Origin of the sequence: Plastoroseomonas hellenica, assembly GCF_018129085.1 — a bacterium.
In the GTDB taxonomy this organism is placed as follows: Bacteria; Pseudomonadota; Alphaproteobacteria; order Acetobacterales; family Acetobacteraceae; genus Plastoroseomonas; species Plastoroseomonas hellenica.
In genome coordinates this window covers 39,596-64,972 of the sequence record NZ_JAAGBB010000021.1, presented here as the reverse complement: position 1 = coordinate 64,972, position 25,377 = coordinate 39,596, and the positions used below count along the sequence as shown (strand labels likewise).

Annotated in this window: 23 protein-coding genes and 1 pseudogene; 10 read left to right on the top strand and 14 right to left on the bottom strand. The window is 70.1% G+C overall.

Annotated elements, in window-relative coordinates; all coding sequences use genetic code 11:
- Nucleotides 1-2: 2 nt before the first annotated feature.
- The 4 genes from GXW71_RS17840 (at nucleotide 3) to GXW71_RS17825 (ending at nucleotide 3,958) form a co-directional block, all read left to right on the top strand.
- The gene (locus GXW71_RS17840; RefSeq protein ID WP_211853904.1) at nucleotides 3-626 is read left to right on the top strand and encodes an HD family hydrolase; all 624 of its coding nucleotides are present in this window, start codon (nucleotides 3-5) and stop codon (nucleotides 624-626) included.
- A 95-nt stretch (nucleotides 627-721) separates the two neighbouring features.
- Nucleotides 722-1,732: an NAD-dependent epimerase/dehydratase family protein gene (locus tag GXW71_RS17835; RefSeq protein WP_211853903.1), complete on the top strand. Its 1,011-nt coding sequence runs from the start codon at nucleotides 722-724 to the stop codon at nucleotides 1,730-1,732.
- Complete coding sequence (locus GXW71_RS17830; RefSeq protein WP_211853902.1) at nucleotides 1,729-2,700, top strand: tripartite tricarboxylate transporter substrate binding protein; 972 nt, start codon at nucleotides 1,729-1,731, stop codon at nucleotides 2,698-2,700. Before GXW71_RS17835 ends, GXW71_RS17830 begins: the two co-directional genes overlap by 4 nt.
- Before the next feature lie 160 nt (nucleotides 2,701-2,860).
- Nucleotides 2,861-3,958 (top strand): acyltransferase family protein, encoded by a 1,098-nt coding sequence (locus tag GXW71_RS17825; protein ID WP_211853901.1) that lies wholly within the window; start codon nucleotides 2,861-2,863, stop codon nucleotides 3,956-3,958.
- Nucleotides 3,959-3,967: 9 nt separating this feature from the next.
- Here the strand turns inward: GXW71_RS17825 and GXW71_RS17820 are convergent, their stop codons facing one another.
- The 3 genes from GXW71_RS17820 to GXW71_RS17810 all read right to left on the bottom strand — a co-directional run bounded on the left by GXW71_RS17820 (nucleotide 3,968) and on the right by GXW71_RS17810 (nucleotide 6,612).
- Complete coding sequence (locus GXW71_RS17820) at nucleotides 3,968-4,813, bottom strand: LysR substrate-binding domain-containing protein (RefSeq protein ID WP_211853900.1); 846 nt, start codon at nucleotides 4,811-4,813, stop codon at nucleotides 3,968-3,970.
- A 264-nt stretch (nucleotides 4,814-5,077) separates the two neighbouring features.
- The gene (locus tag GXW71_RS17815; protein WP_211853899.1) at nucleotides 5,078-5,887 is read right to left on the bottom strand and encodes a DUF2076 domain-containing protein; all 810 of its coding nucleotides are present in this window, start codon (nucleotides 5,885-5,887) and stop codon (nucleotides 5,078-5,080) included.
- A 299-nt stretch (nucleotides 5,888-6,186) separates the two neighbouring features.
- Nucleotides 6,187-6,612, bottom strand: coding sequence for a CoA-binding protein (locus tag GXW71_RS17810; RefSeq protein ID WP_211853898.1), 426 nt, complete (start codon nucleotides 6,610-6,612; stop codon nucleotides 6,187-6,189).
- A 350-nt stretch (nucleotides 6,613-6,962) separates the two neighbouring features.
- On the opposite strand from GXW71_RS17810, the gene GXW71_RS17805 reads away from it, so the two are divergent.
- Entirely contained in the window at nucleotides 6,963-8,600 is a 1,638-nt protein-coding gene (locus tag GXW71_RS17805; RefSeq protein WP_211853897.1) for a glycoside hydrolase family 17 protein, read from the top strand.
- 283 nt (nucleotides 8,601-8,883) lie between these two features.
- Here GXW71_RS17805 and GXW71_RS17800 read toward each other — a convergent pair whose 3' ends face one another.
- Nucleotides 8,884-9,237 carry a hypothetical protein gene (locus GXW71_RS17800; protein WP_211853896.1) on the bottom strand — a complete coding sequence of 118 codons (354 nt, stop codon included), beginning with the start codon at nucleotides 9,235-9,237 and terminating at the stop codon, nucleotides 8,884-8,886.
- Nucleotides 9,238-9,290: 53 nt separating this feature from the next.
- Between GXW71_RS17800 and GXW71_RS17795 the strand changes: the two genes are divergently transcribed.
- Both GXW71_RS17795 and argB read left to right on the top strand, forming a co-directional pair.
- Entirely contained in the window at nucleotides 9,291-10,100 is an 810-nt protein-coding gene (locus tag GXW71_RS17795) for a S49 family peptidase (protein WP_211853895.1), read from the top strand.
- Nucleotides 10,101-10,167: 67 nt separating this feature from the next.
- A complete protein-coding gene (gene argB, locus GXW71_RS17790; RefSeq protein ID WP_211853894.1) occupies nucleotides 10,168-11,052 on the top strand; it encodes an acetylglutamate kinase in 885 nt (294 codons plus the stop codon).
- Between the two features lie 153 nt (nucleotides 11,053-11,205).
- Here the strand turns inward: argB and GXW71_RS17785 are convergent, their stop codons facing one another.
- Nucleotides 11,206-12,381, bottom strand: coding sequence for a DUF2336 domain-containing protein (locus GXW71_RS17785; protein WP_211853893.1), 1,176 nt, complete (start codon nucleotides 12,379-12,381; stop codon nucleotides 11,206-11,208).
- 258 nt (nucleotides 12,382-12,639) lie between these two features.
- Here GXW71_RS17785 and dapD point away from each other — a divergent pair, with 258 nt between their 5' ends.
- From dapD to GXW71_RS17770, 3 genes are read left to right on the top strand one after another with little or no spacing between them, the layout of a single operon-like run.
- Nucleotides 12,640-13,479 (top strand): 2,3,4,5-tetrahydropyridine-2,6-dicarboxylate N-succinyltransferase, encoded by an 840-nt coding sequence (gene dapD / locus GXW71_RS17780; protein ID WP_211853892.1) that lies wholly within the window; start codon nucleotides 12,640-12,642, stop codon nucleotides 13,477-13,479.
- A 1-nt stretch (nucleotide 13,480) separates the two neighbouring features.
- Complete coding sequence (dapE, locus tag GXW71_RS17775) at nucleotides 13,481-14,617, top strand: succinyl-diaminopimelate desuccinylase (RefSeq protein WP_211853891.1); 1,137 nt, start codon at nucleotides 13,481-13,483, stop codon at nucleotides 14,615-14,617.
- Nucleotides 14,618-14,655: 38 nt separating this feature from the next.
- Nucleotides 14,656-15,177: a hypothetical protein gene (locus GXW71_RS17770; protein WP_211853890.1), complete on the top strand. Its 522-nt coding sequence runs from the start codon at nucleotides 14,656-14,658 to the stop codon at nucleotides 15,175-15,177.
- 365 nt (nucleotides 15,178-15,542) lie between these two features.
- Here GXW71_RS17770 and ppdK read toward each other — a convergent pair whose 3' ends face one another.
- From ppdK to rnpA, 9 genes and pseudogenes are all read right to left on the bottom strand, one after another.
- On the bottom strand, nucleotides 15,543-18,215 hold the full coding sequence (gene ppdK, locus GXW71_RS17765; protein WP_211853889.1) for a pyruvate, phosphate dikinase: 2,673 nt from the start codon (nucleotides 18,213-18,215) through the stop codon (nucleotides 15,543-15,545).
- Between the two features lie 11 nt (nucleotides 18,216-18,226).
- Entirely contained in the window at nucleotides 18,227-20,386 is a 2,160-nt protein-coding gene (glyS, locus tag GXW71_RS17760; protein WP_211853888.1) for a glycine--tRNA ligase subunit beta, read from the bottom strand.
- Nucleotides 20,387-20,389: 3 nt separating this feature from the next.
- Nucleotides 20,390-20,779: a type II toxin-antitoxin system VapC family toxin gene (locus GXW71_RS17755; RefSeq protein WP_211853887.1), complete on the bottom strand. Its 390-nt coding sequence runs from the start codon at nucleotides 20,777-20,779 to the stop codon at nucleotides 20,390-20,392.
- On the bottom strand, nucleotides 20,776-21,105 hold the full coding sequence (locus GXW71_RS17750) for a type II toxin-antitoxin system VapB family antitoxin (RefSeq protein WP_211853886.1): 330 nt from the start codon (nucleotides 21,103-21,105) through the stop codon (nucleotides 20,776-20,778). The genes GXW71_RS17755 and GXW71_RS17750 overlap by 4 nt, the downstream gene beginning before the upstream one ends.
- Nucleotides 21,095-21,964, bottom strand: coding sequence for a glycine--tRNA ligase subunit alpha (locus GXW71_RS17745; RefSeq protein WP_211853885.1), 870 nt, complete (start codon nucleotides 21,962-21,964; stop codon nucleotides 21,095-21,097). The genes GXW71_RS17750 and GXW71_RS17745 overlap by 11 nt, the downstream gene beginning before the upstream one ends.
- Nucleotides 21,965-22,035: 71 nt before the next feature.
- Entirely contained in the window at nucleotides 22,036-22,683 is a 648-nt protein-coding gene (gene yihA, locus GXW71_RS17740) for a ribosome biogenesis GTP-binding protein YihA/YsxC (protein WP_211853966.1), read from the bottom strand.
- A 29-nt stretch (nucleotides 22,684-22,712) separates the two neighbouring features.
- Nucleotides 22,713-24,494 (bottom strand): membrane protein insertase YidC, encoded by a 1,782-nt coding sequence (gene yidC / locus GXW71_RS17735; protein WP_211853884.1) that lies wholly within the window; start codon nucleotides 24,492-24,494, stop codon nucleotides 22,713-22,715.
- Between the two features lie 10 nt (nucleotides 24,495-24,504).
- Entirely contained in the window at nucleotides 24,505-24,765 is a 261-nt protein-coding gene (gene yidD, locus GXW71_RS17730; RefSeq protein WP_211853883.1) for a membrane protein insertion efficiency factor YidD, read from the bottom strand.
- Nucleotides 24,766-24,974: 209 nt separating this feature from the next.
- Nucleotides 24,975-25,349 (bottom strand): annotated as a pseudogene (gene rnpA, locus GXW71_RS17725) (ribonuclease P protein component); the annotation flags it as partial.
- Between the last annotated feature and the right edge of the window lie 28 nt (nucleotides 25,350-25,377).

Below are 25,377 nucleotides of genomic sequence, written 5' to 3'. Positions count from 1 at the left end.
ACGTGGCGCGTGCCTGGGTGCGGCTGCCTTCGGGACGCCGCCTCGACCTCCTGGCGCCGACGCCTTTCGACTGGACCGATGCCGACCTCGCTATCGGCCTCGCCCGCACCTTCCGCTGGGGCGGGCATTCGGCCTGGCCGGAGCCGCTCTCGGTCGCACAGCATGCGCTGACCGTGCTGGCGCTGCGCCGCAGCCGCACCCGCAACCGGCTCAACATCGCCGAGGAATTGCGGGAGCTGCTGCACGACGCGGAGGAGGGGCTGATCAACTTCGACTGCATCTCGCCCCTGAAGCCCTTCCTGGGGCCCGCCTTCGCGGAGCTGGTGGCGCGGCTGACCCAGGCGATCGCCGCCCGCTATCGCCTGCCGGCCTGGGCGCCGGAGGAGAAGCGCGCCCACAAGGCGGCCGATATCGCCGCCGCGGCGGCGGAAGCCGTGCACGTCGTCGGCTGGACCGCGGCGGAGATGCGGGAGACGCTCGGCATCCGCAGTGCCGTGCTGGCGCGCGACCCACTCGCCGCGCGCTATGGCGACAAGGCCTGGCAGCCCTGGACGCCAAATGTCGCGGCGCAGCGCTTTCTGGAGGAGCTCACTGCGCTGCAGGCGCGTCGCGATCACGCGGCCTGACGCCGCCTCGATTCCGGGTCTCCGCGCTTTCCCTCTAGCCGTCCCGTGACTGCCGCGCTGGAATGCCGGGCAATATCGGGTACTGGAGGAAGCACATGTCCGCAATCGCGATCGCGGGTAGTCGATTCATCATCGTGGGTGGCGCGTCGCTGGTCGGCTCCGCGACGGCGGCGGAGTTGCTCGACGCAGGCGCCAGGGAAGTGGTGCTGTTCGACAATTTCTCGCTGGGCTCGGATGCCGCGATCGCGCATCTGAAGGACCATCCGCGCCTCAGGCTGGTGCGTGGCGACGTGCTGCGCATGCCGGACCTGCTGGATGCGATGCGGGGCATGGACGGCGCGCTGCTGCTGGCCGCCTACATGACGCTCAACATGGACCGCGACGCCTGGGGCGGGCTCGACGTCAATATCCGCGGCGTGCAACAGGCGCTGGAGGCAGCGCGCGCCACGGGCGTGAAGAAGGTGGTCTTCGCCTCCTCCAACGCCGTCTATGGCTATGGCCCGGGCGTGAAGGGCGACCTCGTCGAGGAGACGCCCTTTTTCAGCGCCGGCGCGCCGCCGGCCGCGATCCTCTACGGCGCGTCGAAGATCATCGGCGAACAGCTCTGCCGGCACTATAAGCGCAAGCACGGGCTCGACTATGTCGTGCTGCGCTATTCGACCGTCTATGGCGAGCGCCAGCACTACCGTGCCGCCAACGCGCTCTACATCATCGAGACTTATGACAAGGTGAAGCGCGGCGAGCGGCCGCAGGTCTTCGGCGACGGATCGGAGACCAAGCACTTCGTCTATGTCGGCGACCTCGCGCGCGCCAACCGCATGGCCTTCGAGAGTGCGGCGACCGATGTCGCGGTGAATACCTCCGGCCCGCGTCCGATGACGACGCTCGAGCTGGTGCGCATGGTGACCAAGCTCGCTGGCGGCGGGGTGGAGCCGGACTTCGTCGGCGAGGAGCCCGGCAAGGTCCGGCTCACCTCCGGCGGCGCTTTCCGCATCGCGCATGAGGAGGCGGAGCGGGTGATCGGCTGGAAGCCGCAGGTCGAGATGGAGGAAGGGCTCGCACGTCTGATCGCGTGGAAAGAGGGAAACGAGGGGAGGGGGCAGTGAGCGTTACACGCAGGGGAGTTCTCGCGGCCGGCGGTGCGCTGCTGGCGGCACCACAGGTCGCGCCATTGCTGGCGCAGACCGCGCGCTGGCCAGAGCGACCGGTCGAGATCACCGTCGGCTTCGTCGCCGGCGGCGCGACCGATCTCGATGCGCGGCTCTTCGCGCGGCTGCTGGAGCCCCGGATCGGGGGCACCGTCGTGGTGCTCAACCGTGCCGGCGCCGGCGGTGAGGTGGCGCTCGGCGCCGTGGCGCGGGCGCGGCCCGACGGGCACAGCCTCGCGACCACCAACATGCCGGGCTTCCTCACCATCCCGATCGAGCGGCAGGCGCAGTACAAGCTCGAGGACTTCACCGGCATCGCCAACCTGGTCATCGATCCCTGCGCGGTGACGGTGCATGAGCAGAGCCCTTATCGCAGCCTGCAGCAGTTGATCGACGCGGCGAAGGCGCGGCCGGAGGCGATCACCTTCGCTTCCCCCGGCGTCGGCACCGATGATCATCTGGAGATGGTGCTGATCCAGGAAGCGACCGGCGCGCGCTTCACCCATGTGGTGTTCCAGGGCGACCCGCAGCTCCGCACCGCGATCCTCGGGCGCCAGGTGGACGCGATGGGGCTGAATGTCGGGCCGGTGACCGCGACGCCCGACAATCTGCGAATGCTGGCACAGGCGGGCGCCGAGCGCAGCCGCTTCCGCCCGGATGTGCCGACCTTACGTGAGCTCGGCATCCCCGTGGAGATGGCCTCCGAACGCGGCCTGGTCGCGCCGGCCGGCACGCCGCCCGCGATCGTCGCCAAGCTGCGGGAAGCGGCGGCCGACATCGCGCGCGATCCGGAATTCGTCCGCGTGCTGGAAAGCCGCTTCACCTTCCCGAGCTTCGAGGATGGCGACGCCTGGTTTCGCCGCCTGGCGGCGACACGTACGCGCTACCAGGAGCTCTGGCAGAAGACGCCCTGGTCGCAGCGCTGATCGCAGGGCGGCAAGCGATCGCCGGGACGGCGGAGGAGAAACAACTCTAGGTTGTTCTTGGCTTTGAAACTGCAGGCGTTCTTGACCTGAGGCACGGCAGGTCATACTATTGGTGTATCAAAAATATTAAGAAGTATCTTTTATGCGAGGCAATCCATCATTGCCGGCCCTGGCTGGCCTGCCCGGGATCGCCGGCATCCGCGCCGAGGCCGGAACGCGGCGGTCCGCCATCCTGGCCGATGCGCGTCCCCGGCTGGCATGGGTGGATGCCGCGAAGGGCGTGGGCATCATCCTGGTCGTGGCCGGCCATGTCCTGGGCGGGCTGATCGATGCCGATGTCGTGCCGGGGCATGACTGGTTCCGGCCGGGGCTGCTCGCGATCTACCTGTTCCACATGCCCCTGTTCTTCCTGTTGTCGGGGCTGTTCGTCCCCGCGAGGATCGACCGGGGGAAGGGCCGCTTCCTGAAGGAAGTCGGGAAAGGCGTGGTCTGGCCCTATTTCCTCTGGGGCGCGATGCAGACCTTCGTCGCCTATCTCGCGTCCAGCTACACGAACATCCCGATCCATGATTTCTGGCCGGAGCTGGGGAAGATGTTCACCCAACCTCCGGCGCAGTTCTGGTTCCTCTACGGGCTGCTCCTGGCGCAGCTGCTGGCGCTGATCGTCGTGCCGCTGGTCGGGGCTTCCGGCTTCTTCCTGCTGTCGCTCGCCCTGTACTGCCTGGACCTGAACGCGTTGCCGGCGGTCTTCGACACGACGAGCCGGATGCTGCCCTTCTTCGCGCTCGGCATCTGGCTGGGGCGGGCTCCGATGTTGATGACGCCGGCGCCGCCGGTTTCCCGGCTGATGACCCTGGGCCTCGCCGTGCTGGCGCTGCTGGCGATCTGGCTCTCCTGCCGCCTGACCATGGCGGAGGTGGATTTCACGGACCTCAGGACCCTCGCCATCACGCGGCTCGCCTGGGGATGGCCGCACGCGCTCACGGCCCTGCTCGGCCTCTCGGCCGCCATGGCGCTGACGTTCCACCTGCCGCATCGTCTGCGGGCCGTGCTCCGCTACCTCGGCTCCCGCAGCATGGCGATCTTCGTCCTCCATATCATGGTGATCGCGGGCACCAGGATCGTCCTGGTCAAGCTCTTCCACTTCGACGATCCCGTGATACTGGCGATCCTCCTCACCACCCTCGGCGTGGGCGCGCCGCTGCTGGCGGCGGAGGTCGCCCGAAGGCTCGGGTGGCAGCGCATCCTCGCCCTGTAGCGGGACGCGTTACCCGAGGCTCTCGCGGATGAAGCCGACCAGCGGCTCCACCACCGCCGCACTCCCTCCGGCTTCGCCGAAGACGCACATCTCGGCGTGGCCGAGCGGCGGCAGGCCGGGGATCTCGACCACGCCGTCCGGCATGCCGGAGCGGCCGAGCACGGTCAGCGCAAAGCCGGCCTGGGCCGCCGCGGTGACCCCGAGGAGCGAGGCCGAGGTATAGACCACCTCGAATGCCATTCCGGCGCGGGCCAGTGCCGCCAGCGCCCGGTCGCGGAACATGCAGCCGGCCGGCAGCATGGCCAGCGGCAGCGGTCGGTCCTCTGGCGCCACCCAGCCGGCGGCGCCGGCCCAGATGATGGTCTCGGTCCAGATCGGGATGCCGTCGGTGTCGCCGTCGCGGCGCTTGCCGAGCACGAGGTCCAGCGCGCCCCTGGTCTGGGCGGCCCGCAGTTCATGGCTGCGCCCGACCTCGACCTCCAGCTTCAGGCCGGGATAGGTGCGGGCGAAGCGCGCCAGCACGGGGGCGAGGTTGCGCGGGATGAAATGGTCGGCGACGCCGAGGCGGAGATGGCCGGTGACCGGCGGCGCCACCATGCGGCGTACCGCTTCGTCGTTCAGCGCCAGGATGCGGCGGGCATAGGCGAGCAGGGTCTCGCCGTCGCGGGTCAGGGCCGCGCTGCGGCTGGTGCGCGCCAGCACGCGTTTGCCGAGCAGGTCTTCGAGGCGCTTGACCTTGAGGCTGACCGCGGACTGGGTCAGGCCGAGCGCCAGGCCCGCTGCTGTGAAGCCGCCACGCTCGGCGACGGCGACGAAGCAGCGCAGCAGGTCGAGGTCGAGGTCGGGAATGCGCATGGCCGGCAGCAGAACCGCCGGCCACGCGTCACGTCAACCAACGACGATCGGCCGGCCGACCGCCCTGATCAGAGGGCCATTCTACGCGGCCGCAGGCCGCCACCGGAAAGGCCAGGCTGCGAGGCGGCAGCCGATGCAGACCGAGGCCGCGAATGCGGCCCGCGCGCGACCATCAGCCGCCGCCGATGCTACCCTGACGGCGCGGAAGCCAAGCCGGCGGATGCCGGCGCCGGCGATTGAGGACGAGCAAACTCTCCTGAGGACCTAGATTTCCTCATCATAACCGGCGGCGTCATCGCCGCCGCCGGCGCCGTAATCATCCGCGCCTTGATCGGCCCCGGCATCGGCCTGCTGGCCCCAGCTATCGGTGCCGCCCTGGTCGGCGTTCTGATCGGCCGCCGGCGTCGCGTCGTCCTGGGTGCCGGTCGGGTTGGTCCAGGGGGAGGAGGTCGGCACCGCGTCCTGTCCGAAGGCGCCGGTGCCGGTCGCGCCGGCGCCGGCCGCGCCCGCTGCCGCATGCGCGGCGCCGCCACCCGAGAACATGCCCATCAGCGCGTTGCCGACCACCAGGCCGCCGGCGACACCGGCCGCCGTCATCAGCGCGGTGCCGAGGAAGCCCGGGCCACTGCGGCCCGGCTGCAGCGCCTGGGCATTGTAGCCGGGCGGGTACTGGGGCTGCGGCGGCGGCGGCATCGGCGCCGGCTGCGGGCCGCGATTGCCCCCGAACATCCCGCCGAACATGCCGCGCGGCTGCGCGGCGGCCGCCTGGCCCTCGCGGCGGGCATTCTCGACTTCCCATTCGAGCTGGCGGATGCGGTTCTGCGATTCGACCAGCGCCGCTTCCTGCACGAAGGCGGTCTGGGTGATGCGGTAGCGGGCCTCCGGATAACGGGAGAAGAGATCCGCGATCAGCCGGTCGGCCTCCGCATCGACCGGGGGCAGCGGCTGGCGAGGGGGCGCCTGGGTCTGCGGCACGCTGCCGCCCCAGGGACCGGACGCGGCCGGGGCCGGCTGCGCCGCGCCGCTGACCCGCTCCACATAGCCCGTGATGATGCGGCGTTCTTCGTCAGTCATCGGAATTGTCCTGTCCTCTCCCGGCCGGGCCGGACGCGTTGGTCGCGCCGTTTCGGCCCTGGGGGCGAAGTGGCCCGGACCAGGCTGGGATTCAAGCGGAATCCAGGGGGTGAAATATTCAAGCCTCAATCGCCGGCGCGCGCATACGCGCGCTTGGCTTTCACGCTGTCAGGGCGCGCTGGCGGCAACCTGCTGGTCGCGCGCGGGGCCGCATTCGCGGCCCCGGAGCATCGGCTTCGCCTCGCTCCGCAGGAACCGGTGGTGGCCGGCGGCCGCAACTTCGAGGCCCTGCTGCGGGGTCACTCTGTCGGGATGCGCGGCGGCAGGCCGAGGCGGCGCCATTCGATGGCGGGGCAGCGATCCATCACGATCGTGACGCCGGCGGCCCGTGCCCGGACCGCGGCGGCTTCATCCACCACGCCGAGTTGCAGCCAGACGCTCTTCGCGCCGAACGCGATGGCCTCGTCCACCACCGCGCCCGCATCCGCCGAGCGGCGGAAGACATCGACCATGTCGAGCGGGGCCGCATCGGCCAGGCGTGCGACCACGGCCGCGCCATGGATATGGCCGCCGGCCAGCCCGGGATTGACCGGCGTCACCGCATAGCCGCGTGCGATCAGGAAACCGAGCACGCCATGGCTCGGCCGCTCCGGCTTGTTGGAGGCGCCAACCATCGCGATGCGGCTGGTCCTGAGCAGCAGGTCGCGGATCTCGGGGTCGGTCATGCGCAGGCTGCTCCGATGAAGACCAAGTGCCGGCGGGCCGGTCGCGTTGTGAAGCCACCGTCATCCCCGCGGCCGCACCCTCCTTCGCCAAGGCTTCGGAGGGCGAAGGCCCAGCGGCCAGAGGCCGCCAACTATTCCTGCGGGGCAAGCGAAGCAATGCCCCGGGGCCGCGAATGCGGCCCCGCGCGCGACCACCAGCCGTCGCCAATGCGCCCTGACCGCGCGGAAGCCAAGCGGCCGGAGCCCGCGCCCGGCGTTTGAGGGCCCAATATGAAGACACACGCTTTCGCCGCAAAGCCAATCCAGGCAGTTTGGCGCGTCAACTTCCTGCCGGGCCACCCTTCACCGACATGCCGAAGCCGATCACGACCATCGCCGCGCTGCTCGCCGCGGCCCTCTTCACGCTGCTCGTCTGGTGGGGCCCGAACCGGCCACAGGCCGGCGATGTCGCGATGGTGACCCAACGCTTCAACTCGGTCAGCTTCGCGCCCTTCCGCCCCGGCCAGTCGCCGCTCCGCGACATCTTCCCGACCGCGCAGCAGGTGGAGGAGGATATCGCCCTGGTGGCGCGCCGGACCCGCGCCATCCGCACCTATGCGAGCATCGAGGGCGACTACGAGGTCGCCGAGATCGCCGCGCGCCATGGCCTGCGGGTCTGGAAGGGTGCCTGGCTCGGCCAGGACCGCGTCCGGAACCAGCAGGAGCTGGCGCGGCTGATCGCGACCGCGAACGCGCATCCGGAGGCGGTGGAGCGTGTCATCGTCGGCAATGAGGTGCTGCTGCGTCGCGACCTGCCGGTGAACGAGCTCATCGCGGCCATCGACCAGGTCAAGGCGGCGGTGCGCCAGCCGGTGACCTATGCCGATGTCTGGGAATTCTGGGTGCAGTTCCCGGAGGTCGCTGATCATGTGGACGTCATCACCATCCATATCCTGCCCTATTGGGAGGATGAGCCGCTCGGTGTCGAACGCACCATGGCGCATGTGCGCGACGTCTATCGCCGCATGCAGGCGCTGTTCCCGGGCAAGCCGATCGCGATCGGTGAGATCGGCTGGCCGTCCCGTGGCCGCTGGCGGGAGGATGCGGCGCCGTCGCGCGTGAACCAGGCGGTCTTCATCCGCGAATTCATCCAGCTCAGCCAGGAGATGGGCTTCGACTACAACCTGATCGAGGCCTTCGACCAGGTATGGAAATACAAGAACGAAGGCACGGTCGGCGCCGCCTGGGGCCTCTGGACCGCCGACCGCCAGGAGAAGTTCCCGCTTTCCGGCCCGGTCGTCGAGAACCCGGACTGGCCCTGGTATGCCGGGCTGGCGCTGCTGTTGGCGCTGGCGCTGTTCGGCGCGACGCGTGCGGCCTTCCCAGGGGCCGGCTGGCGGGAGGCGCTGCTGGCCGGCGCGCTCGGCAATGCCTTGGCTTATGCGGCCTGCGGTGGCATCCCCTATGCCTTCGACGAGCATCTGACGCTCGCGGTCGCGGTCAACCTGGCGGGGCAGGGGCTGCTCGCGGCACTCCTGATGCGGCGCGCCGCGATGATCCTCGCGGGCGCAGGCGCGGCGCCGCCGCGCGACGGGCGCGCCGCGACCGCGACGGTGCGCGACCTGCTGCTGTTCCGCTGGCGCGCGCTGCGCGATTGGCGGGGCTTCGCCTTCGACGACCTCTCATTCGTCTTCCTGTGGGTCGCCGCGGTGCTGCAGGTGATGCTGCTGGTCGATCCGCGCTATCGCGACTTCCCTTACCCGACCTTCGCGGTGCCGCTGGTCGCGGTGGCCGCGCGCACCCTGCTGCGCGACCTGCCGCGCGGCGGCGGCGGGCGGGAGGAGCTGCTGGCCGGCGGCGTGCTGGCCTTGGCCGCGATCGCAAGCGCGGTGCTGGAGCATCCGCGGAACCTGCAGGCTATGGGCTGGTCGCTCTGCGCGCTGGTGCTGGCGGTGCCGCCCTTGCTGCGGATGCTGCGCCGCCAGCCGGTGCCGGCGCCCGCGACGTAGGGCGGATCGACATTCAGCCTTCGGGGTCGCCCGCGGCTTGCCGAGTGCCGCCAGCATCGGCAGCGCCGCGCGCCTGGCCAGCGCGAAAAATCCCTCGCCAGGCGCCTCCCGGTGCTGAATGTCGATACCGCCTAGGAGTTCAGGCTGGCGCCGTCAGCCGCTGCGCGAGCTCCCAGATGCGGCTCGCCGCGAGGCGCATCATCTCCCGGCGGCGCACCAGGTAGTGGCGGTCTGCGTCGCGCCCAGGTGGCGTCCGGCGAGTGCCCCTCGGCCCGCGCGCCGGTCAGGCGCGTCGCGTCGCGCCCAGCCAGGCCCAGGCGCCGAGCGCGGCGCCGAGCATGCCCCAGGTCGCGTTGTAGTTGATGGTCGCGATCATCCCGAGGGCGACCGCCGCCACCCGGACGGCATGCGGTCCGCCCAGGAAGCTCCAGACCCCGAGCGCCAGCGCGCCGCCGCCCCAGAGCTGCCAATGCTGCAGCCAGAGCAACAGGGCGCGCGGCTCGCAGGCCAGTGGCCGGCCGGCCACGGCACAGAGCCCGCCCCATGCGCGTGGCTCCACCCAGACCGCGCGATAGGCGGCCATGGCGCCGAGGGCGGCGAGGGCGATCAGCAATCCGGTCCAGTCACGGCGGGTCATGTCGTTTGGTAACCAGTCTTGATGGCGAGCGGAAGGCGGGCGATCTGAGAGTAATGAGAATTCCCTTCCTGCGCTCCCCGCCCCGCATCGCGCTGCTGCGGCTCTCCGGCCTGATCGCGGCGCGCGGCGGGTCGCCGCTCGGCGCTGGCGCCCTCAACGACGCGGCGACCGGCCCGCTGATCGAGCGTGCCTTCGCGCTGAAGCGGCTGACATCGGTCTTCCTGGTGATCAACTCGCCCGGCGGGTCGCCCGTGCAGTCCGCCCTGTTGGCCAACCGCATCCGGCGCCTGGCGGAAGAGAAGAAGGTGCATGTGGTCGCCTGCGTCGAGGATGCGGCGGCCTCCGGCGGCTACTGGATCGCCTGCGCGGCCGATGAGATCGTGGTCGATCCGGCCTCCATCATCGGCTCCATCGGCGTCATCAGCGCCGGCTTCGGGCTGGAGGGCGCCATGCGGCGCCTCGGTGTCGAGCGGCGGCTGCGCACCGCCGGCGGCGAGAAGAGCTTCCTCGACCCTTTCCGCCCGGAAGACCCTACCGAGGTCGCCCGGTTGGAGGCGCTGCTCGCCAAACTCCATGATGAATTCAAGACATGGGTGCGCGCCCGGCGCGGCGCGCGGCTGAAGGAGGCGGAGGAGGCGCTGTTCTCCGGCCGCTTCTGGACCGGGCGGGACGCGGTCGCGAATGGCATCGCCGATGCGCTCGGTGACGCGCAAGGCCTGATTCGGCAGCGTTTCGGCAAGGCGGCGCGGATCATCCCGATCGGGCCGCGCCGCCCGCCGATCCCCTTCCGCTGGTTGCCCGGGGTGGAGCAGGTCGCCGCCGCCGTCGAGGAGCGCGCGGCCTGGGCCCGCCTTGGCCTCTAGCCGAATGCTTGACCGCCGCCTCGCGCGCCCCGCAAATGCGGCCCGCCAGAATGCCCGGACAGGATCGATGACCGACACGCCGTACGACCCGATGGAAAACCTCGCCGGCGCGCTGCCTTTCCTGAAGCGTTACGATGACGAGATCATCGTCGTGAAGTATGGCGGCCATGCGATGGGCGAGGAGGAGACGGCGCTGCGCTTCGGCCGCGACATCGCGCTGCTGGAGCAGGTGGGTGTGAGCCCAGTCGTCGTGCATGGCGGCGGGCCGCAGATCAACGCCATGCTGAAGCGGCTGAACGTGCAGTCGAACTTCGTGCAGGGCCTGCGCGTGACCGATGCGCAGATGGTCGACGTGGTCGAGATGGTCCTCGCCGGCACCGTCAACAAGCAGGTCGCGGCGGCGATCACCCGCGCCGGCGTCACCGCGGTCGGCATCTCCGGCAAGGATGGCGACCTGATCCGCGCCCGCAAGCTGACCCGCACGGTGCGAGACCCCGGCTCGAACATCGAGCAGGTGCTGGACCTCGGCTTCGTGGGCGAGCCGGAATACGTGAACCCCAAGGTGCTGCAACTGCTGATCGGCGCCGACATCGTGCCGGTGGTGGCCCCCGTCGGCGTCGGCGCCGACGGGCACACCTACAACATCAACGCGGACACGGTGGCCGGCGCGGTCGCCGGCGCGCTGGAGGCCGAGCGGCTGCTGATGCTGACCGACGTGCCCGGCGTGCTGGATGCCGAGAAGCGCCTGATCCCGGAGATGACGGTCGCCGAGGTGAAGCAGGGCATCGTCGATGGCTGGATCTCGGGTGGCATGATCCCGAAGGTCGAGACCTGCATCTATGCGGTCGAGCGGGGCGTGAAGGGCGCGGTCATCCTCGATGGTCGCGTGCCGCATGCCGTCCTGCGCGAGCTGTTCACCGATGGCGGCGCCGGCACCCTGATCCGGCCCTAGAGCGCGATGACTTGAGGCCGGGTCGGCCGAAAAGTCTGAATCACGCGATCAAACAAATGGCTAGAGCGTGATGACTTGAGGCCGGGTCTGCCGAAAAGTCTGAATCACGCGATCAAACAAATGGCCAGGGCGTGGTCCGCGAGCGCAAGCGAGCTAGCGGGGCCTGGCGTCCGTCACGCTTTCCCAGGAGCCCTGCGGGCGGCTCGTGCCGCCGGATGCGACGGCCGGCGCGGGGATCAGCAGGTCCTGCACCAGGCGCGTGGCAGTGGGGCCGAGACGGGCCCGCGAGCAGAGGCCGGCCAGCCCCGGCCGGTCCCGCTTTTCCTGCAGGTCGCTGATCGCGAGCTGGTTGATGCCGGCCATCAGGCAGAGCGCCGCGATCACGAAATCCGCCTCGCCGCGCTGCGCCGCCCGCTCGACGGCGGCCTCGCGCAGGGCGCGGGCGCGGTGCAGCATGGCGGCGCGTTCCATGGCGGCCAAGGCGGTCTCGCCATCGGCCGGGGGTTCCGCCAGCGTCTCCGCCACGCGGGCCCGGAGCGTCTCGGTGACATCGTGCGGCAGGTCGGCGCGGCCGGCGAGGCGGCTGAGCAGCGCGGTCGCGATGAACTCCGCAAGCGCGATGGCGGCGCGGCCGGTCAGGCGCGGGCGCGCCACCAGCGGCGCCTGCCAGGCCAGCTTCACGGCCGATTCCGCCACCAGCGCATCCAGCGTCGCTTCCGGGATCGCGGCCGTCGCATTGCCGAGCAGCGCTGCGATGGCGGTGCCGTCGCGCTTGGCGACGATCGCCTCCGAGATCACCTCGCTGAGCGCCGGCCGCCGCGCGACCGCGGCGATGGAGGCCGGGGCGGGCGGGGCCGCGATCAGGGCCAGCAGATCGGCATCGGTCAGCAGCGGAGAGAGGCGGATGACCGGCTCGGCCACCGGCATCTCGATATCGCGGGCCAGCCGCAGCACCAGCGCGCGGGGCGCCTCCGGCAGGTCCTTGATCGCATCCGCGATCGCGGCGCGGACCAGCACCTCGGTGTCCTCGACCAGCCGCGCCAGCAGCCGGTGCAGGTGCCTGGCTGCGGCATTGAGGCTGGCGCCTTCCGGTGCTGCGGGCAGGCTGGCGATGCGCGCGGCGAGCAGGGCGCGGACCACGGGATCGGGGTCGGCGGCCAGGAGCTCGCGCGCTGCCGCCGGTGCTTCGCGGCGGGCCGCGACCGCCGAACGGACCGAAGGATCGGGGTCGGATGCGAAAGCCAGCAATTGCTCGGCCGAAGCCTCCCGGCTCGCGGCCATGTCGGCGCGCCGGAGCGGCGCGGAATCGGTCAGGTCAAGCAAGGCCACACGCCCTCCGACGCCCGCCCGCACCGCATGACGTTCCGGATCCGGATGCCTGGCCACATGGTCGCCATCTGGCCTCGGGGCCGGTGAACATCCCGTTAGCGTGGGCTCGCCAATCAACCGAAAAGCGCGAACCAAGCGGCGCGTTGACATCGCATCGGGCGCGCCGCAAAGGGGCAGGCTCCCCATCAGGAAGCGGGGCAGGCTATCCATCAGGAGCGGGGCAGGCCCCGTTGCAGGCCCAGTAGCAGGAAACGCGCCATGACCGACATCGCCTCCCTCCAGGCCAGCATCGAAGCCCTTTGGGCGCGCCGTGACGGCCTGAGCCCGGCGACGGCGGGGGCGGAGCGTGCGGCGATCGAGGAAGCGCTGGAACTGATGGATTCCGGCCGCGCCCGCGTCGCGGCACCCGACGGCAAGGGCGGCTGGATGGTCAACCAATGGCTGAAGCAGGCGGTGCTGATGAGCTTCCGCCTCACCGACAGCGCGCCGATGGCGACCGCCGCCGGCGCCTATGACAAGGTGCCGCTGAAGTTCGAAGGCTGGGGCGAGAACCGCTTCCGGGAAGCCGGCTTCCGCGCCGTGCCGGGCGCGGTCGTGCGCCGCTCCGCCTATATCGCGCGCAACGTCGTGCTGATGCCCTCCTTTGTGAATCTCGGCGCGTATGTGGATGAGGGCACCATGGTCGACACCTGGGCGACGGTCGGGTCCTGCGCGCAGATCGGCAAGAACGTGCACCTTTCGGGCGGCGTCGGCATCGGCGGCGTGCTGGAGCCGCTGCAGGCGAACCCCGTCGTCATCGAGGATGACTGCTTCATCGGCGCGCGGTCCGAAGTGGTGGAAGGCGTGATCGTGGAGCGCGGTTCGGTGCTCTCCATGGGCGTCTTCCTCAGCGCCACCACCAAGATCGTCGACCGCAACACCGGTGAGATCTTCGTGGGCCGCGTGCCGTCCTATTCGGTGGTGGTGCCGGGCAACCTGCCGGGCAAGCCGCTGCCGGACGGCACGCCCGGGCCCTCGCTCTATTGCGCGGTGATCGTGAAGCGCGTCGATGCGCAGACCCGCGCCAAGACCGCGATCAACGAGCTGCTGCGGGACTGAGATGGCCAGCAACCAGCCCGCCGATCCGATCCCGATCGCGCAGGCGCTGATCCGCTGCCCGAGCGTGACGCCCGCCGAGGGCGGCGCGCTCGGCGTGATGGAAGCGGTGCTGCGGCCGCTCGGCTTCACCTGCACGCGGTTGCCCTTTGCGGAGGTCGACAACCTCTTCGCGCGCATCGGCACCGAAGGCCCGCATTTCTGCTACGCCGGCCACACCGACGTGGTGCCGCCCGGGGAGACCGGCTGGAGCGACGACCCCTTCTCCGGCCTGGTGCGCGACGGCGTGCTCCATGGCCGCGGCGCCTGCGACATGAAGGGCGGCATTGCCGCCTTCGTTGCCGGCCTCGCTGACTTCCTGCGCGCCAACCCGAACCCCAAGGGCAGCATCAGCCTGCTGATCACCGGCGACGAGGAAGGCCCTTCGATCAACGGCACCGCCAAGGTGCTGGAATGGATGGAGGCGAACGGCCAGATCCCGGACATGGCCCTGGTCGGCGAGCCGACCTCGCAGACCATGCTCGGCGATACGCTGAAGATCGGGCGCCGCGGCTCCATGACCGCGCGCATCGCGCTGCACGGCATCCAGGGTCACAGCGCCTATCCGCAGAAGGCGGACAACCCGATCCACCGCCTGGTCCGGGTGCTGCACCGGCTGACCGCGGAGCCGCTCGATCAGGGCAGCCAGTGGTTCGAACCGACGACCTTGCAGGTCACCGGCTTCGATGTCGGCAATACCGCTTCCAACGTCATCCCGGCCGTGGCGCGGGCGATGGTGAACATCCGCTTCAACGACCTGCACAGCTCGGCTTCGCTCACCGAGCGGATCCAGGCGGCGCTGGCGGCCGAGGAGGCGCGCGCCGATCTCGAGGTGAGTTGCTCCGGGGAAAGTTTTCTCACCGAGCCCGGTGCCTTCGTGGACGGGTTGCAGAACGCGATCCGCCGCGCGACGGGGCGGGAGGCGAAGCTCGACACCGGCGGCGGCACCTCCGATGCCCGGTTCATCGCGCGCTATTGCCCGGTGGCGGAACTCGGCGCGGTCGGCGCCAAGCTGCACATGGTCGATGAGAGCGCGCCGGTCGCGGAGCTGCGCGATCTCGCGGTGCTCTACCGGCACGTACTCGAGGAGTTCCTGGGCTGAGCGGCCTGCCCACCGGACTCGCGATCGCCGCGGGGCTGATGGGAGCCCTGCGCCTGGCGACCGGGCGCGCCGACGGGCTGCGCGCGATGGAGACGACACTGGATGGCGCCGCGCGCAGCTTCTGGGCGGCGGCGATCTGCCTGCCGCCCTTCCTGGCGCTGCGGCTGCTCGGCGAGGACGCGCCGTTCACCGCCCGCGCGCTGTCCGCGGAGCTGGCCGGCTACGTGATCGGCTGGACCGCCTTTCCGCTGCTGGCGCGGCGGATGGCGATCGCCGGCGGGCGCGGCCTGCGCTGGCCGCTCTTCGTGGCCGCCTGGAACTGGTGCAACGTCGTCCAATACGCGACGCTGGTGCTGCTGAGCCTGGCCTCTGCCCTTGGCCTGCCCGCCGGCCTGGCGACGCTGCTCAGCCTCGCCATCCTGGGCTACGCGCTCTGGCTCGGCTGGTTCCTGACCCGGCACGCGCTGGCGCTGGACGGCTTCAACGCCATCGGCTTCGTGCTGATCGACGTGGCGACCGGCATCCTCGTCTCCCAGGTCGTCGCCGCCCTGTCGCGTTAAATCGGCCTCAGACGCCGGCGCGCATTCGCGCGCTTGGCTTACGCGCTGTCAGGGCGCGTTGGCGACATCGGTCGGTCGCGCGCGGGGCCGCATTCGCGGCCCCGGAGCATCGGCCTTGCCTCGCTCCGCAGAAGCCAGTGGCGGCCTGCGGCCGTGGGGTTGGCTCCAAAGCCGCGGCCGCAGGCCGCCACTGGAAAGGCCGGACTGCGAGGCGTCAGCCGATGCAGGCCGAGGCCGCGAATGCGGCCCGCGCGCGACTGACAGCCGCCGCCAGAACTGGCCCGACGGCGCGCAAGCCAAGCGCGCGGATGCGCGCGCCGGCGTTTGAGGACCATGAAAAAAGGCGGCGCGGCCGCAGCACAGGCTTACGCCGTGCGATCGCCACCCCCGCTCGCCAACGCTGCCTGCGCCGCCGCCAATCTTGCGACCGGGACGCGGTAGGGGGAGCAGGAGACGTAGTCCAGCCCGACGCTCTCGCAGAAATGGATCGAGGCCGGGTCGCCGCCATGCTCGCCGCAGATGCCGAGCTTGAGGTCGGGCTTCACGCCGCGGCCCTTCTCGGCGGCGATGCGCACCAGCGCGCCGACGCCATCGATGTCGATCGAGACGAAGGGATCCTTCGGCAGGATGCCCTTCTCGACGTAGGTCGGCAGGAACTTGCCGGCATCGTCGCGCGACAGGCCGAACACTGTCTGCGTCAGGTCGTTCGTGCCGAAGCTGAAGAAATCCGCGGCTTCCGCGATGCGATCGGCGATCAGCGCGGCGCGCGGCAGCTCGATCATGGTGCCGACCTGGTAGGTGACGTGGTAGCCGCTCTCGGCGAAGACCTGCTGCGCGACCTTGTCCACCATGGCGCGGGTGATCTCGAGCTCGCGGGTCATCGCGACCAGCGGGATCATGATCTCCGGCACCGGCGCCTTGTGGGTCTCCTTCCCGATTGCGACCGCCGCCTCGAAGATGGCGCGGGCCTGCATCTCATAGATCTCTGGGAAGGTGACGCCGAGGCGGCAGCCACGGTGACCGAGCATCGGGTTGGCTTCCGACAGCTCCGCCGCGCGGCGCTTCATCGCCTCCACATCGGCGCCGAGCGTCTCCGCCACCTCCGCCAGCTCATGCTCGGCATGCGGCAGGAATTCATGCAGCGGCGGGTCGAGCAGCCGGATCGTCACCGGCAGCCCGGCCATGATGCGGAACAGGTCGAGGAAGTCGGCGCGCTGGAAGGGCAGCAGCCGCGCCAGGGCAGCGCGTCGGCCCTGCTCGGTCTCCGCCATGATCATCTGGCGCACCGCGCCGATGCGCTCCGGATCGAAGAACATGTGCTCGGTGCGGCAGAGGCCGATGCCCTCGGCGCCGAACTTGCGCGCGGTGTCGGCATCGACCGGCGTCTCGGCATTGGCGCGTACCTTGAGGCGGCGGACCTTGTCGGCCCATTCCATCAGGGTGGCGAAATCGCCGGAGAGCTTCGGCTCGATCATCGCGACCGTGCCGGCGAAGACCTCGCCGGTCGCGCCGTCCAAGGTGATGGTCTCGCCGCCGCGTAAGGTGCGGCCGCCGGCCATCAGCGCCTGGGAAGCGTAGTCCACGGTGATGGAGCCGGCACCCGCGACGCAGGGGCGGCCCATGCCGCGCGCGACCACCGCGGCGTGGCTGGTCATGCCGCCGCGCGTGGTCAGGATGCCCTTCGCGGCATGCATGCCGTGGATGTCCTCGGGGCTGGTCTCGATGCGGACCAGGATCACCGCCTCGCCCTTCTGCGCTCGCGCCTCCGCCTCATCGGCCGAGAAGACGATGACGCCGCAGGCGGCGCCTGGGGAAGCCGGCAGGCCCTTGGCGATCGCGCTGCGCTTCGCGCTGGGATCGAGCGTCGGGTGCAGGAGCTGGTCGAGCGCCGCAGGATTGACGCGCTGCACAGCTTCCTTCTCGTCGATCAGCCCCTCGCGCGCCATGTCGACCGCGATCTTGAGGCTGGCCGCCGCGGTGCGCTTCCCGTTGCGGGTCTGCAGCATGTAGAGCTTGTTCTGCTGGACCGTGAACTCGATGTCCTGCATGTCGTGGTAGTGCTTCTCGAGCGTGGCGCGCACCTGCACCAGCTCGGCATAGGCGGCAGGCATGGCCGCCTCCATGCTGCGCTCGCCGGGCTTGGCGCGCGCCTCGCTCATCGGCTGCGGCGTGCGAATGCCGGCGACCACGTCCTCGCCCTGGGCGTTGATCAGGTATTCGCCGTAGAAGATGTTCTCGCCGGTCGAGGGATCGCGCGTGAAGCAGACGCCGGTCGCGCAGTCGCTGCCCATGTTGCCGAACACCATGGCCTGCACGTTGACCGCGGTGCCCCAGCTCTCGGGGATGTCGTGCAGCCGGCGGTAGGTATTGGCGCGCTGGTTCATCCAGGACCCGAAGACCGCGCCGATCGCCCCCCAGAGCTGCGCCTCGGGATCCTGCGGGAAGGGCTCGCCGGTTACCTCCTCCACCATGTCCTTGTAGCCGGCGACCACGCGGTGCCAGTCCTGGGCGGTGAGCTCGGTGTCCTCGAGCACGCCGCGGTCGAGCTTCACATGCTCGATGATCTCCTCGAAGCGGTGGTGATCGACGTCGAGCACGACGGAGCCGAACATCTGGATGAAGCGGCGGTAGCTGTCCCAGGCGAAGCGGGCATCGCCCGAGGCATTGGCCAGCCCGTCGACCGTCTGGTCATTGAGGCCGAGATTCAGCACCGTATCCATCATGCCAGGCATGGAGACTCGGGCGCCGGAGCGGACCGAGACCAGCAGCGGCTTCTGGTGGTCGCCGAACTTGAGGCCGACCGCGGTCTCGACGCGGGCCAGCGCCTCAGCGACCTGCTCCCGGAGCTCGGCCGGGTACTGGCGGCCATTCTCGTAATAGGCGGTGCAGACCTCGGTCGTGATAGTAAAGCCGGGCGGCACGGGCAGGCCGATCGAGGCCATCTCGGCGAGGTTGGCGCCCTTGCCGCCGAGCAGGTTGCGCATCTGCGCGCTGCCTTCGTTGCGGCCAGCGCCGAAGCTGTAGACCCACTTGCTCATCGCCAAGCTCCTCAGCCTTCGATCTTCGAGAAATCCGCCACCTGATCCAGTACCGCGCGCAGGCCGGCCAGCAAACGCAGACGATTGCGGCGGAGTTGCGAATCAGGGTCGTTGACGATCACGCCTTCGAAGAAGGCGTCGAGCGGCGTGCGCAACGTCGCCATCGCGGCCATGGCGCCGGCGAAGTCCTCCCGGGGCAGGCACTCTGCCACGGAGTGGCGAGCGCTATCCAGGGCAGCGCAGAGTGCCGTCTCCTGCACCGGGGCATTGTGATGCACCTGGAACTCGGGCTCGAACGCCGCGCCGTCCTTCTTCTCCTCGATGCGCAGGATGTTCTGCGCGCGCTTGGCGGCGGCCAACAGGTTGGCGCCGTTGTCGCTGTCGAGGAAGTCGCGCACCGCATCGGCGCGCGCCAGCAGCCGGTTCAGGTCGTCATCGGCGCCGGCGCTGAACACCGCGGCGACGATGTCGTGCCGCGCGCCCTCGGCGCGGAGCTGCACGCGCAACCGTTCGGCGAGGAAGTCGAGCAGGCCGGCGGCGAAGGCGGCGACCATCGGCGGATGCGGGCTGCCGGCGGGCGGCACGAAGCCCGCTTTCATCCGTTCGGCAGCGACCGTCATCCCGAACTCCGGCACCGCGGTGCTGCCGGTGGCGGCCGGGAACAGGAAGAAGGCCTCGGCGAAGATGTCGGCGAGCGCGAGGCGCAGCCCATTCTCCCTGATGATCCGGATGACGCCGAGTGCCGCGCGGCGCAGCGCGAAGGGATCGCCGCTGCCGGTCGGGCGCTCATCGGCGGCGAAGAAGCCGACGAGCTGGTCGATCTTGTCGGCCAGCGCGACGCTGATCGCGATCGGCTCCGCCGGCACCGCATCGCCCGGGCCGAGCGGGCGGTAATGCGCGCCGATCGCCTCCGCGACCCGCGCATCCTCGCCCGCCGCCTGCGCGTAGTAGCGCCCCATCACGCCCTGCAATTCCGGAAACTCACCGACCATGCCGGAAGCGAGGTCCGCCTTGGCGAGCTTCGCCGCACGTGCCGACAACGCCGCATCGGCGCCGATCCGCGTCGCGATCAGCGCGGCGAGCTTCTCCAGCCGCGCGACCCGCTGGCCCTGGGTGCCGAGCCTGGCGTGGAACACCACGGCATCGAGCTTCGGCAGGAAATCCTCCAGCCGCTGCTTGCGGTCCTGGTCCCAGAAGAAGCGTGCGTCGGACAGCCGCGCGCGCAGCACGCGCTCATTGCCGGCGGCGATCGCGGCGCCGCCATCCGATGCCGCGATGTTCGCGGCCAGCGCGAAACGCGGCGCGGCCCTGCCATCCGTCGTCACCAGCGTGAAGTAGCGCTGGTTCACCCGCATGGTGGTGCGCATCACCTCCGGCGGCAGATCCATGAAGGCATCGTCGATCCTGGCCAGCAGCGGCACCGGCCATTCGACGAGGCCGGCGACCTCGCTCACCAGCCCGCGGTCCGGCATGACCGTGAAACCCTCGGCGGCGGCCAGGCGGGTGACACCCTCCTCCACCAGCCGCTCGCGCTCGGCGTCGTCCAGCACCACGAAACGCTCGTGCAGCTTCGCGGCGTAGTCCGCGAAGCCGCGCACCGCGAAGGCGCCCGGTGCCTGGATGCGATGGCCCTCGGTCAGGTCGCCGCTGGCGAGGCCATGCGCGTCATCCGCGCCTTCGGCGAGCGCGAAGGGCACCACCGCGCCGTCGAAGACGCAGAGGATGCGGCGCAGCGGCCGCACCCAGGGGAAGGGACTCACGCCCCAGCGCATGCTCTTCGGCCAGGCCAGCTTGCGGATCAGCGCCGGCAGGCGCGCCGCCAGCGCCTCCGCGGTCGGCAAAGGCGGGCGGGTGCGGCGCAGCACCCAGTAGCCGCTTTCCTCTGCCAACTCTTCGCGGGCGGCGCCATGCTTCTTCAGGAAGCCGGCGAGCGCTGCCTCTGGCGCCGCGCTGCGCGGCCCGCGCTCCTCGACGGTTGCACCCGGGGTCTCGGCGATCATGCCGTCGGCATGCAGCGCGATCCGGCGCGGCCCCCAATAGGCGCGCGCCTGGCCGCCGTCGATCAAGGTGCCGAAAGCCTCCAGGAAGGCGGTGCGCAGATCCTCCGCCGCGCGCGCCTGCATGCGCGCCGGGATCTCCTCGGAGAAGAGTTCGAGCAGCAGTTCGGCCATGATCTAGAGCGCCGCCTTCACATCGGTCCGGGCGAAATCCTCGCCCTTGAACAGCAGGGGTTCGTCGCGCGCCTTCGACAGCGCATAGGCGAAGCAGTCGCCCAGGTTCAATGCGGCCGGATGGCGGCCACGGCCGAAGCGGCGCCAGCCATCGGCGGCGAGCGCCGCATGCTCGGCGGTGAAGGGCACCACCTCGATGTCTGATTCCATCAGCAGGGCGTCGAGCACGGGACGCACCGGGGCGCCGGCGCGCCCCTCCGCCACCATGGTCAGCTCGACGAGGGTCGCCGCCGACATGGCGGTAGCGGCCGTCTCACTCAGCGCGGCGCCGAAGCGCGCGGCGTCCGGCTCGCGCAGCAGGATCGCCATGATCGCGGAGGTGTCGATGATCACTTCGGCAGCCCATTCTCGTCATAGAGATCGGAATGGTCACTGCTCGTGCCCGGCGGGAAGAGTTTCCAGCTTCGCTCGGCGATCGCCATGATCGCGTCGTAGCGCCGCTTCCGCTCCGATTCGCGCCCCGCCTTCTCCCGTAGCAGCCGCTCATGCACCGCCTCGCGCAGCGCCGCGGTGGTGCTGGTGCCGAGCAGGGCCGCCAGTTCCTTCGCCTCGGCAATCAAGGCGTCGTCCTTGATGTTCAACTGGCCCATGGCGTGTCCCTGGTATAAGGAGCGCCAGATATGGTAGAATGGCGGTGGGATCGCAAGCTCACCGCGCATCCCCTGCGATCCAGGCTTCGCAGCAGCCCTTCGCCAGGGCGCGCACGCGCCCGATATAGGCGGCGCGCTCGGTCACGCTAATGGCGCCGCGCGCATCCAGCAGGTTGAACTGGTGGCTCGCCTTGATGCAGTGGTCATAGGCGGGCAGCGCCAGCCCATGCGCCAGCAGCGACTGGCACTCCTTCTCCGCATCCCCAAAATGGCGGAAGAGCATCGCGGTATCGGCGTATTCGAAGTTGTGGGCGCTGTATTCGCGTTCGGCACGCAGGAAGACCTCGCCATAGGTCACGCCCTGGCCGTTGAAGTCGAGGTCGTAGATGTTCTCGACCCCCTGGATGTACATGGCCAGCCGTTCCAGCCCATAGGTCAGTTCGCAGGACGGCACCTCGCAGGCAATGCCGCCGACCTGCTGGAAATAGGTGAACTGGGTCACCTCCATCCCGTCGCACCAGACTTCCCAGCCGAGGCCCCAGGCGCCGAGCGTCGGGCTCTCCCAGTCATCCTCGACGAAACGGATGTCGTGCAGCGCGGGATCGATGCCGAGCGCCCGATAGCTCTCGATCAGCAGCGCCTGCGGGTCAGTGGGCGTCGGCTTCAGGATCACCTGGTACTGATAATAATGCTGGAGCCGGTTCGGGTTCTCGCCATAGCGCCCGTCGGACGGGCGGCGGCAGGGCTGCACATAGGCGGCCTTCCAGGGCGCGGGGCCGAGGGCGCGCAAGGTCGTCGCCGGATGGAAGGTCCCGGCGCCGACCTCCATGTCATAGGGCTGGAGGATCAGGCATCCCTGCGCGGCCCAGAAAGCGTGGAGCCGCAGGATCATTTCCTGGAAGCTCGGCGGCTTCCCCGTGATGGTCATGTCGTCGACTTGTTCTGGCCGTGATGCGGCGCACCATAGTCAGCGGTCCGGAGCCCGGCAAGGAAGCCGCGTCAGGCGGCGGCCAGGGTCGTGATCTCGGCCCGCAGCTCCGGAATGCCGGCGCCGGTCTGGCTGCTGGTGGTCAGCACCAGGGGATGCGCCGCGACATGCTTGCGGGCCAGCGCCTCGGCTTCCTCCTGGCGCTTGGCCAGCCACCAGGGCTTGGCGTCGTCGGCCTTGGTCAGCACGATCTGGAAGCCGACCGCGGCCTCGTCCAGCAGCTTCATCGCCGCGTGATCCGCGGGCTTGGTCTCGATCCGCGCATCGAGCAGCAGGAAGACGCGGCGCAAGGTCGGGCGCCCACGCAGGAAGTCGAACATCAGTCCCTGCCAGTCGGCCTTCACGCTCTTCGACGCCTGGGCATAGCCGTAGCCCGGCATGTCCACGATGGTCAGCCGCTCGCCGAGGTCGAAGAAATTGAGCTGCTTGGTCCGTCCCGGCGTGTTGGAAACGCGGGCGAGCGCATTCTGCCCAGTCAGCGCATTCACCAGGGAGGACTTGCCGACATTCGACCGGCCGCAGAGCGCGATCTCCGGCAGGCCGACGGGCGGCAACTGGTCGATCCGCTGCGACGCGTAGAAGAACTGGCAGGGCCGGGCGAAGAGCAGCCGCCCGGCCTCGATCAGCGCCGCGCGGGTGGCATCATCCTTCGCTTCGATGAGGCCGCCCGCCGGGAGTGGAGCGCCACTCACCCCTTCTTCGCGAGGGCGCCGTTGCGGCGCTCGGCCTTCAGCTTCGCGCGGTCATGACGCATGATGTAGGACTGCTGCGCGATCGAGAGCAGGTTGTTCCAGGTCCAGTAGACCACGAGGCCCGCCGGGAAGCTCGCCAGCATGAAGGTGAAGATCACCGGCATCCAGGCGAAGATCTTGGCCTGGATCGGGTCGGGCGGCTGCGGGTTGAGCCGCTGCTGTGCCCACATCGTCGCACCCATCAGCAGCGCCAGCGCCGGCATGTGCAGGAAATGGCTGTACTGCATGGGGTCGAAGGGCAGCAGCCCGAACAGGTTGAAGAGATTGGTCGGATCCGGCGCCGAGAGGTCGCGGATCCAGGCGACGAAGGGCGCGTGCCGCATCTCGATGGTGACGAAGATCACCTTGTAGAGCGAGAAGAAGACCGGGATCTGGATGACGATGGGCAGACAGCCGGAGGCGGGGTTCACCTTCTCCGACCGGTAGAGCGCCATCATCTCGGTCTGCGCCTTCTGCGGATCCTCCTTATGGCGTTCCCGGATCTCCTGCATCTTCGGGCCCAGGATCTTCATCTTGGCCATCGAATGATAGGCTTTGTTCTGCAGCGGGAAGAACAGCAGCTTGATGGCGAGCGTGAAGATCAGGATCGCCACGCCGAAATTATGGACCAGGCCGTTGATCCAATGGATGGCGTAGAAGAAAGGCTTGGTGAGGAAGTAGAACCAGCCGAAATCCACCGCCTTGTCGAAATCGGTGATACCGAGGCGGGTGGCGTAGTCGTCCAGGATGCTGACCACCTTGGCGCCGGCGAAGAGCCGGGTCGCGAGCTGGGCGGTGGCGCCGGCCGCCACGATCTGTGGCGCGTTCGGTGCCATGTCGGCTTGCCAGCGGTCCTGCCCACCTTCGGCCACATGGCGGAAGGAGGTGCGCATCACGGTGTCCCGCTCCGCCGGGATCAGGGCGGCGAGCCAGTACTTGTCAGTGAAGCCGGCCCAGCTCCCGCCACGGGCATCCTGCTCGAAGCCGGCGCCACGGCGCTTCTCGCCCTCCGATTTCACATTGGCATAGGTCATTTCCTGCAGGCGGCCATCGAGCACGCCGATGAAGCCTTCATGCAGCACGTAGTAGCCGGCGAGGTGCGGGGTGCGTTCGCGCCGGATGCGGGCCCAGGGCAGCACCGAGACCTGCTCGGCGCCGCTGTTGCGCACCCGCTGCTCGACGCCGACCATGTAGTTGGCGTCGAGCGTCAGCCCGATCTCGAAGACTTGGCCCTGGCCATTGTCCCAGGTGAGGGTGACCGGGCTGTCGGGCGAGAGGCGCGGCGCATTCGCCTGCCATTCGGTGTTGCCGTCGGGCACCCGGGTGCGGCCGTCGGCCGCGGTCCAGCCCCATTGCGCGTAATAGCCTTCCGCCGTCTCGCGTGGCGCAAAGAGCTGCACCAGCGGCGAATTGGGCTCGATCGTCTCCCGGTAGTCGCGCAGCACGAGCTGATCGAGCTGCGCGCCGCGCAGGTTGATGCTGCCCTCGACGCGCGGACCCGCGACCGGCAGGCGCGGGGCGGGGCCGCGGGGTGCTGCGGCCGGGGCATCGCCCGGCGCCGTGGTCACCGCCTGCCCGGACGGATCCGGTGCGGTCGGCCCGGGTGTCGGCGCCTGGGCTGCCTGCTGCGTGGTCTGCGGCGGCGGCGCGGGCGGGCGGTTGCCGCGGTTGTAGACGTCGAACAGCAGCAGGATGCCGATCGAGAGTGCGATCGCCGCGAGGAGGCGCTTCTGGTCCATGGCGGGCGTGTCAGCCTTTGGGCGTCGGGGTGGGCGGGACCGGGTCGTAGCCGCCCGGATGCCAGGGATTGCAGCGGAGGATGCGCCGCGCCGTCAGCAGGCTGCCGCGCAGCGCGCCATGCGCCGAAAGGGCCTCCAGCGCATAGTCGCTGCAATGGGGATGGAAACGGCAATGGCTGCCGATCACGCCGCGGAGCGTATAGCGGTAGGTGTGGACACACCCTTTCAGGGCGAGCGCTGCCGCGCCGTCAATGTCGTGCGCGATGGTCATGGGCTGCTCTCAGGCGCCGCTGATTTTTTTTCGGCCTCAGGCGCCGGCGCGGCCTCCGGCCGCTTGGCTTGCGCGCTGTCGGGGCGCACTGGCGACATCAGTCGGTCGCGCGCGGGGCCGCCTTCGCGGCCCCGGGGCATCGCTGCGCTCGCCCCGCTGGAACCAGTGGCGGCCTGTGGCCGCGGGGTGTTGGTCTGATCCCCTTCGATGACGCCGGCCTGGCGCAGCGCGCCGCGGAGGTCACCCAGTAGGGTGCGGAAATCGCGGGTCGGCGTGGCGTCGCGTCCGATCAGCACCAGGTCCCAGCCGGGCGCCATCGCGCCCTCGGCGAGCAGCGCCGGGATGGCGAGCCGCGCGGCCTCCCGCAGGCGCCGCTTGGCGCGGTTGCGCACCACGGCGTTGCCGACCTTCTTGGTCACGGTGAAGCCGATGCGCGGCGCCGGGGCGTCGGCAGCCATGGCCTGCAGCACGAGCCCCGGCCGCGCCGCGCGCTTGCCGCGGGCGGCCACGCGCAGAAAATCACGCCGGCGCTTCAGGCGCACCGGCGTCGCATCTGTCGGGGGTGTGTCGGGCCGTGCCGCCATGGTCGGGGCGTCTCCGGCCGCGCGCCGC

Coding starts and splice junctions, on each gene's coding strand:
- GXW71_RS17750 (WP_211853886.1), bottom strand. CDS start 21,105: ATGCGCGGTGAGCTTGCGATCCCACCGCCATTCTACCATATCTGGCGC.
- GXW71_RS17800 (WP_211853896.1), bottom strand. CDS start 9,237: ATGACCCGCCGTGACTGGACCGGATTGCTGATCGCCCTCGCCGCCCTC.
- ppdK (WP_211853889.1), bottom strand. CDS start 18,215: ATGAGCAAGTGGGTCTACAGCTTCGGCGCTGGCCGCAACGAAGGCAGC.
- GXW71_RS17745 (WP_211853885.1), bottom strand. CDS start 21,964: ATGACCATCACGGGGAAGCCGCCGAGCTTCCAGGAAATGATCCTGCGG.
- GXW71_RS17835 (WP_211853903.1), top strand. CDS start 722: ATGTCCGCAATCGCGATCGCGGGTAGTCGATTCATCATCGTGGGTGGC.
- glyS (WP_211853888.1), bottom strand. CDS start 20,386: ATGGCCGAACTGCTGCTCGAACTCTTCTCCGAGGAGATCCCGGCGCGC.
- argB (WP_211853894.1), top strand. CDS start 10,168: ATGACCGACACGCCGTACGACCCGATGGAAAACCTCGCCGGCGCGCTG.
- GXW71_RS17815 (WP_211853899.1), bottom strand. CDS start 5,887: ATGACTGACGAAGAACGCCGCATCATCACGGGCTATGTGGAGCGGGTC.
- GXW71_RS17820 (WP_211853900.1), bottom strand. CDS start 4,813: ATGCGCATTCCCGACCTCGACCTCGACCTGCTGCGCTGCTTCGTCGCC.
- yidD (WP_211853883.1), bottom strand. CDS start 24,765: ATGACCATCGCGCACGACATTGACGGCGCGGCAGCGCTCGCCCTGAAA.
- GXW71_RS17810 (WP_211853898.1), bottom strand. CDS start 6,612: ATGACCGACCCCGAGATCCGCGACCTGCTGCTCAGGACCAGCCGCATC.
- GXW71_RS17805 (WP_211853897.1), top strand. CDS start 6,963: ATGCCGAAGCCGATCACGACCATCGCCGCGCTGCTCGCCGCGGCCCTC.
- yidC (WP_211853884.1), bottom strand. CDS start 24,494: ATGGACCAGAAGCGCCTCCTCGCGGCGATCGCACTCTCGATCGGCATC.
- dapE (WP_211853891.1), top strand. CDS start 13,481: ATGGCCAGCAACCAGCCCGCCGATCCGATCCCGATCGCGCAGGCGCTG.
- dapD (WP_211853892.1), top strand. CDS start 12,640: ATGACCGACATCGCCTCCCTCCAGGCCAGCATCGAAGCCCTTTGGGCG.
- GXW71_RS17770 (WP_211853890.1), top strand. CDS start 14,656: ATGGGAGCCCTGCGCCTGGCGACCGGGCGCGCCGACGGGCTGCGCGCG.
- GXW71_RS17795 (WP_211853895.1), top strand. CDS start 9,291: ATGAGAATTCCCTTCCTGCGCTCCCCGCCCCGCATCGCGCTGCTGCGG.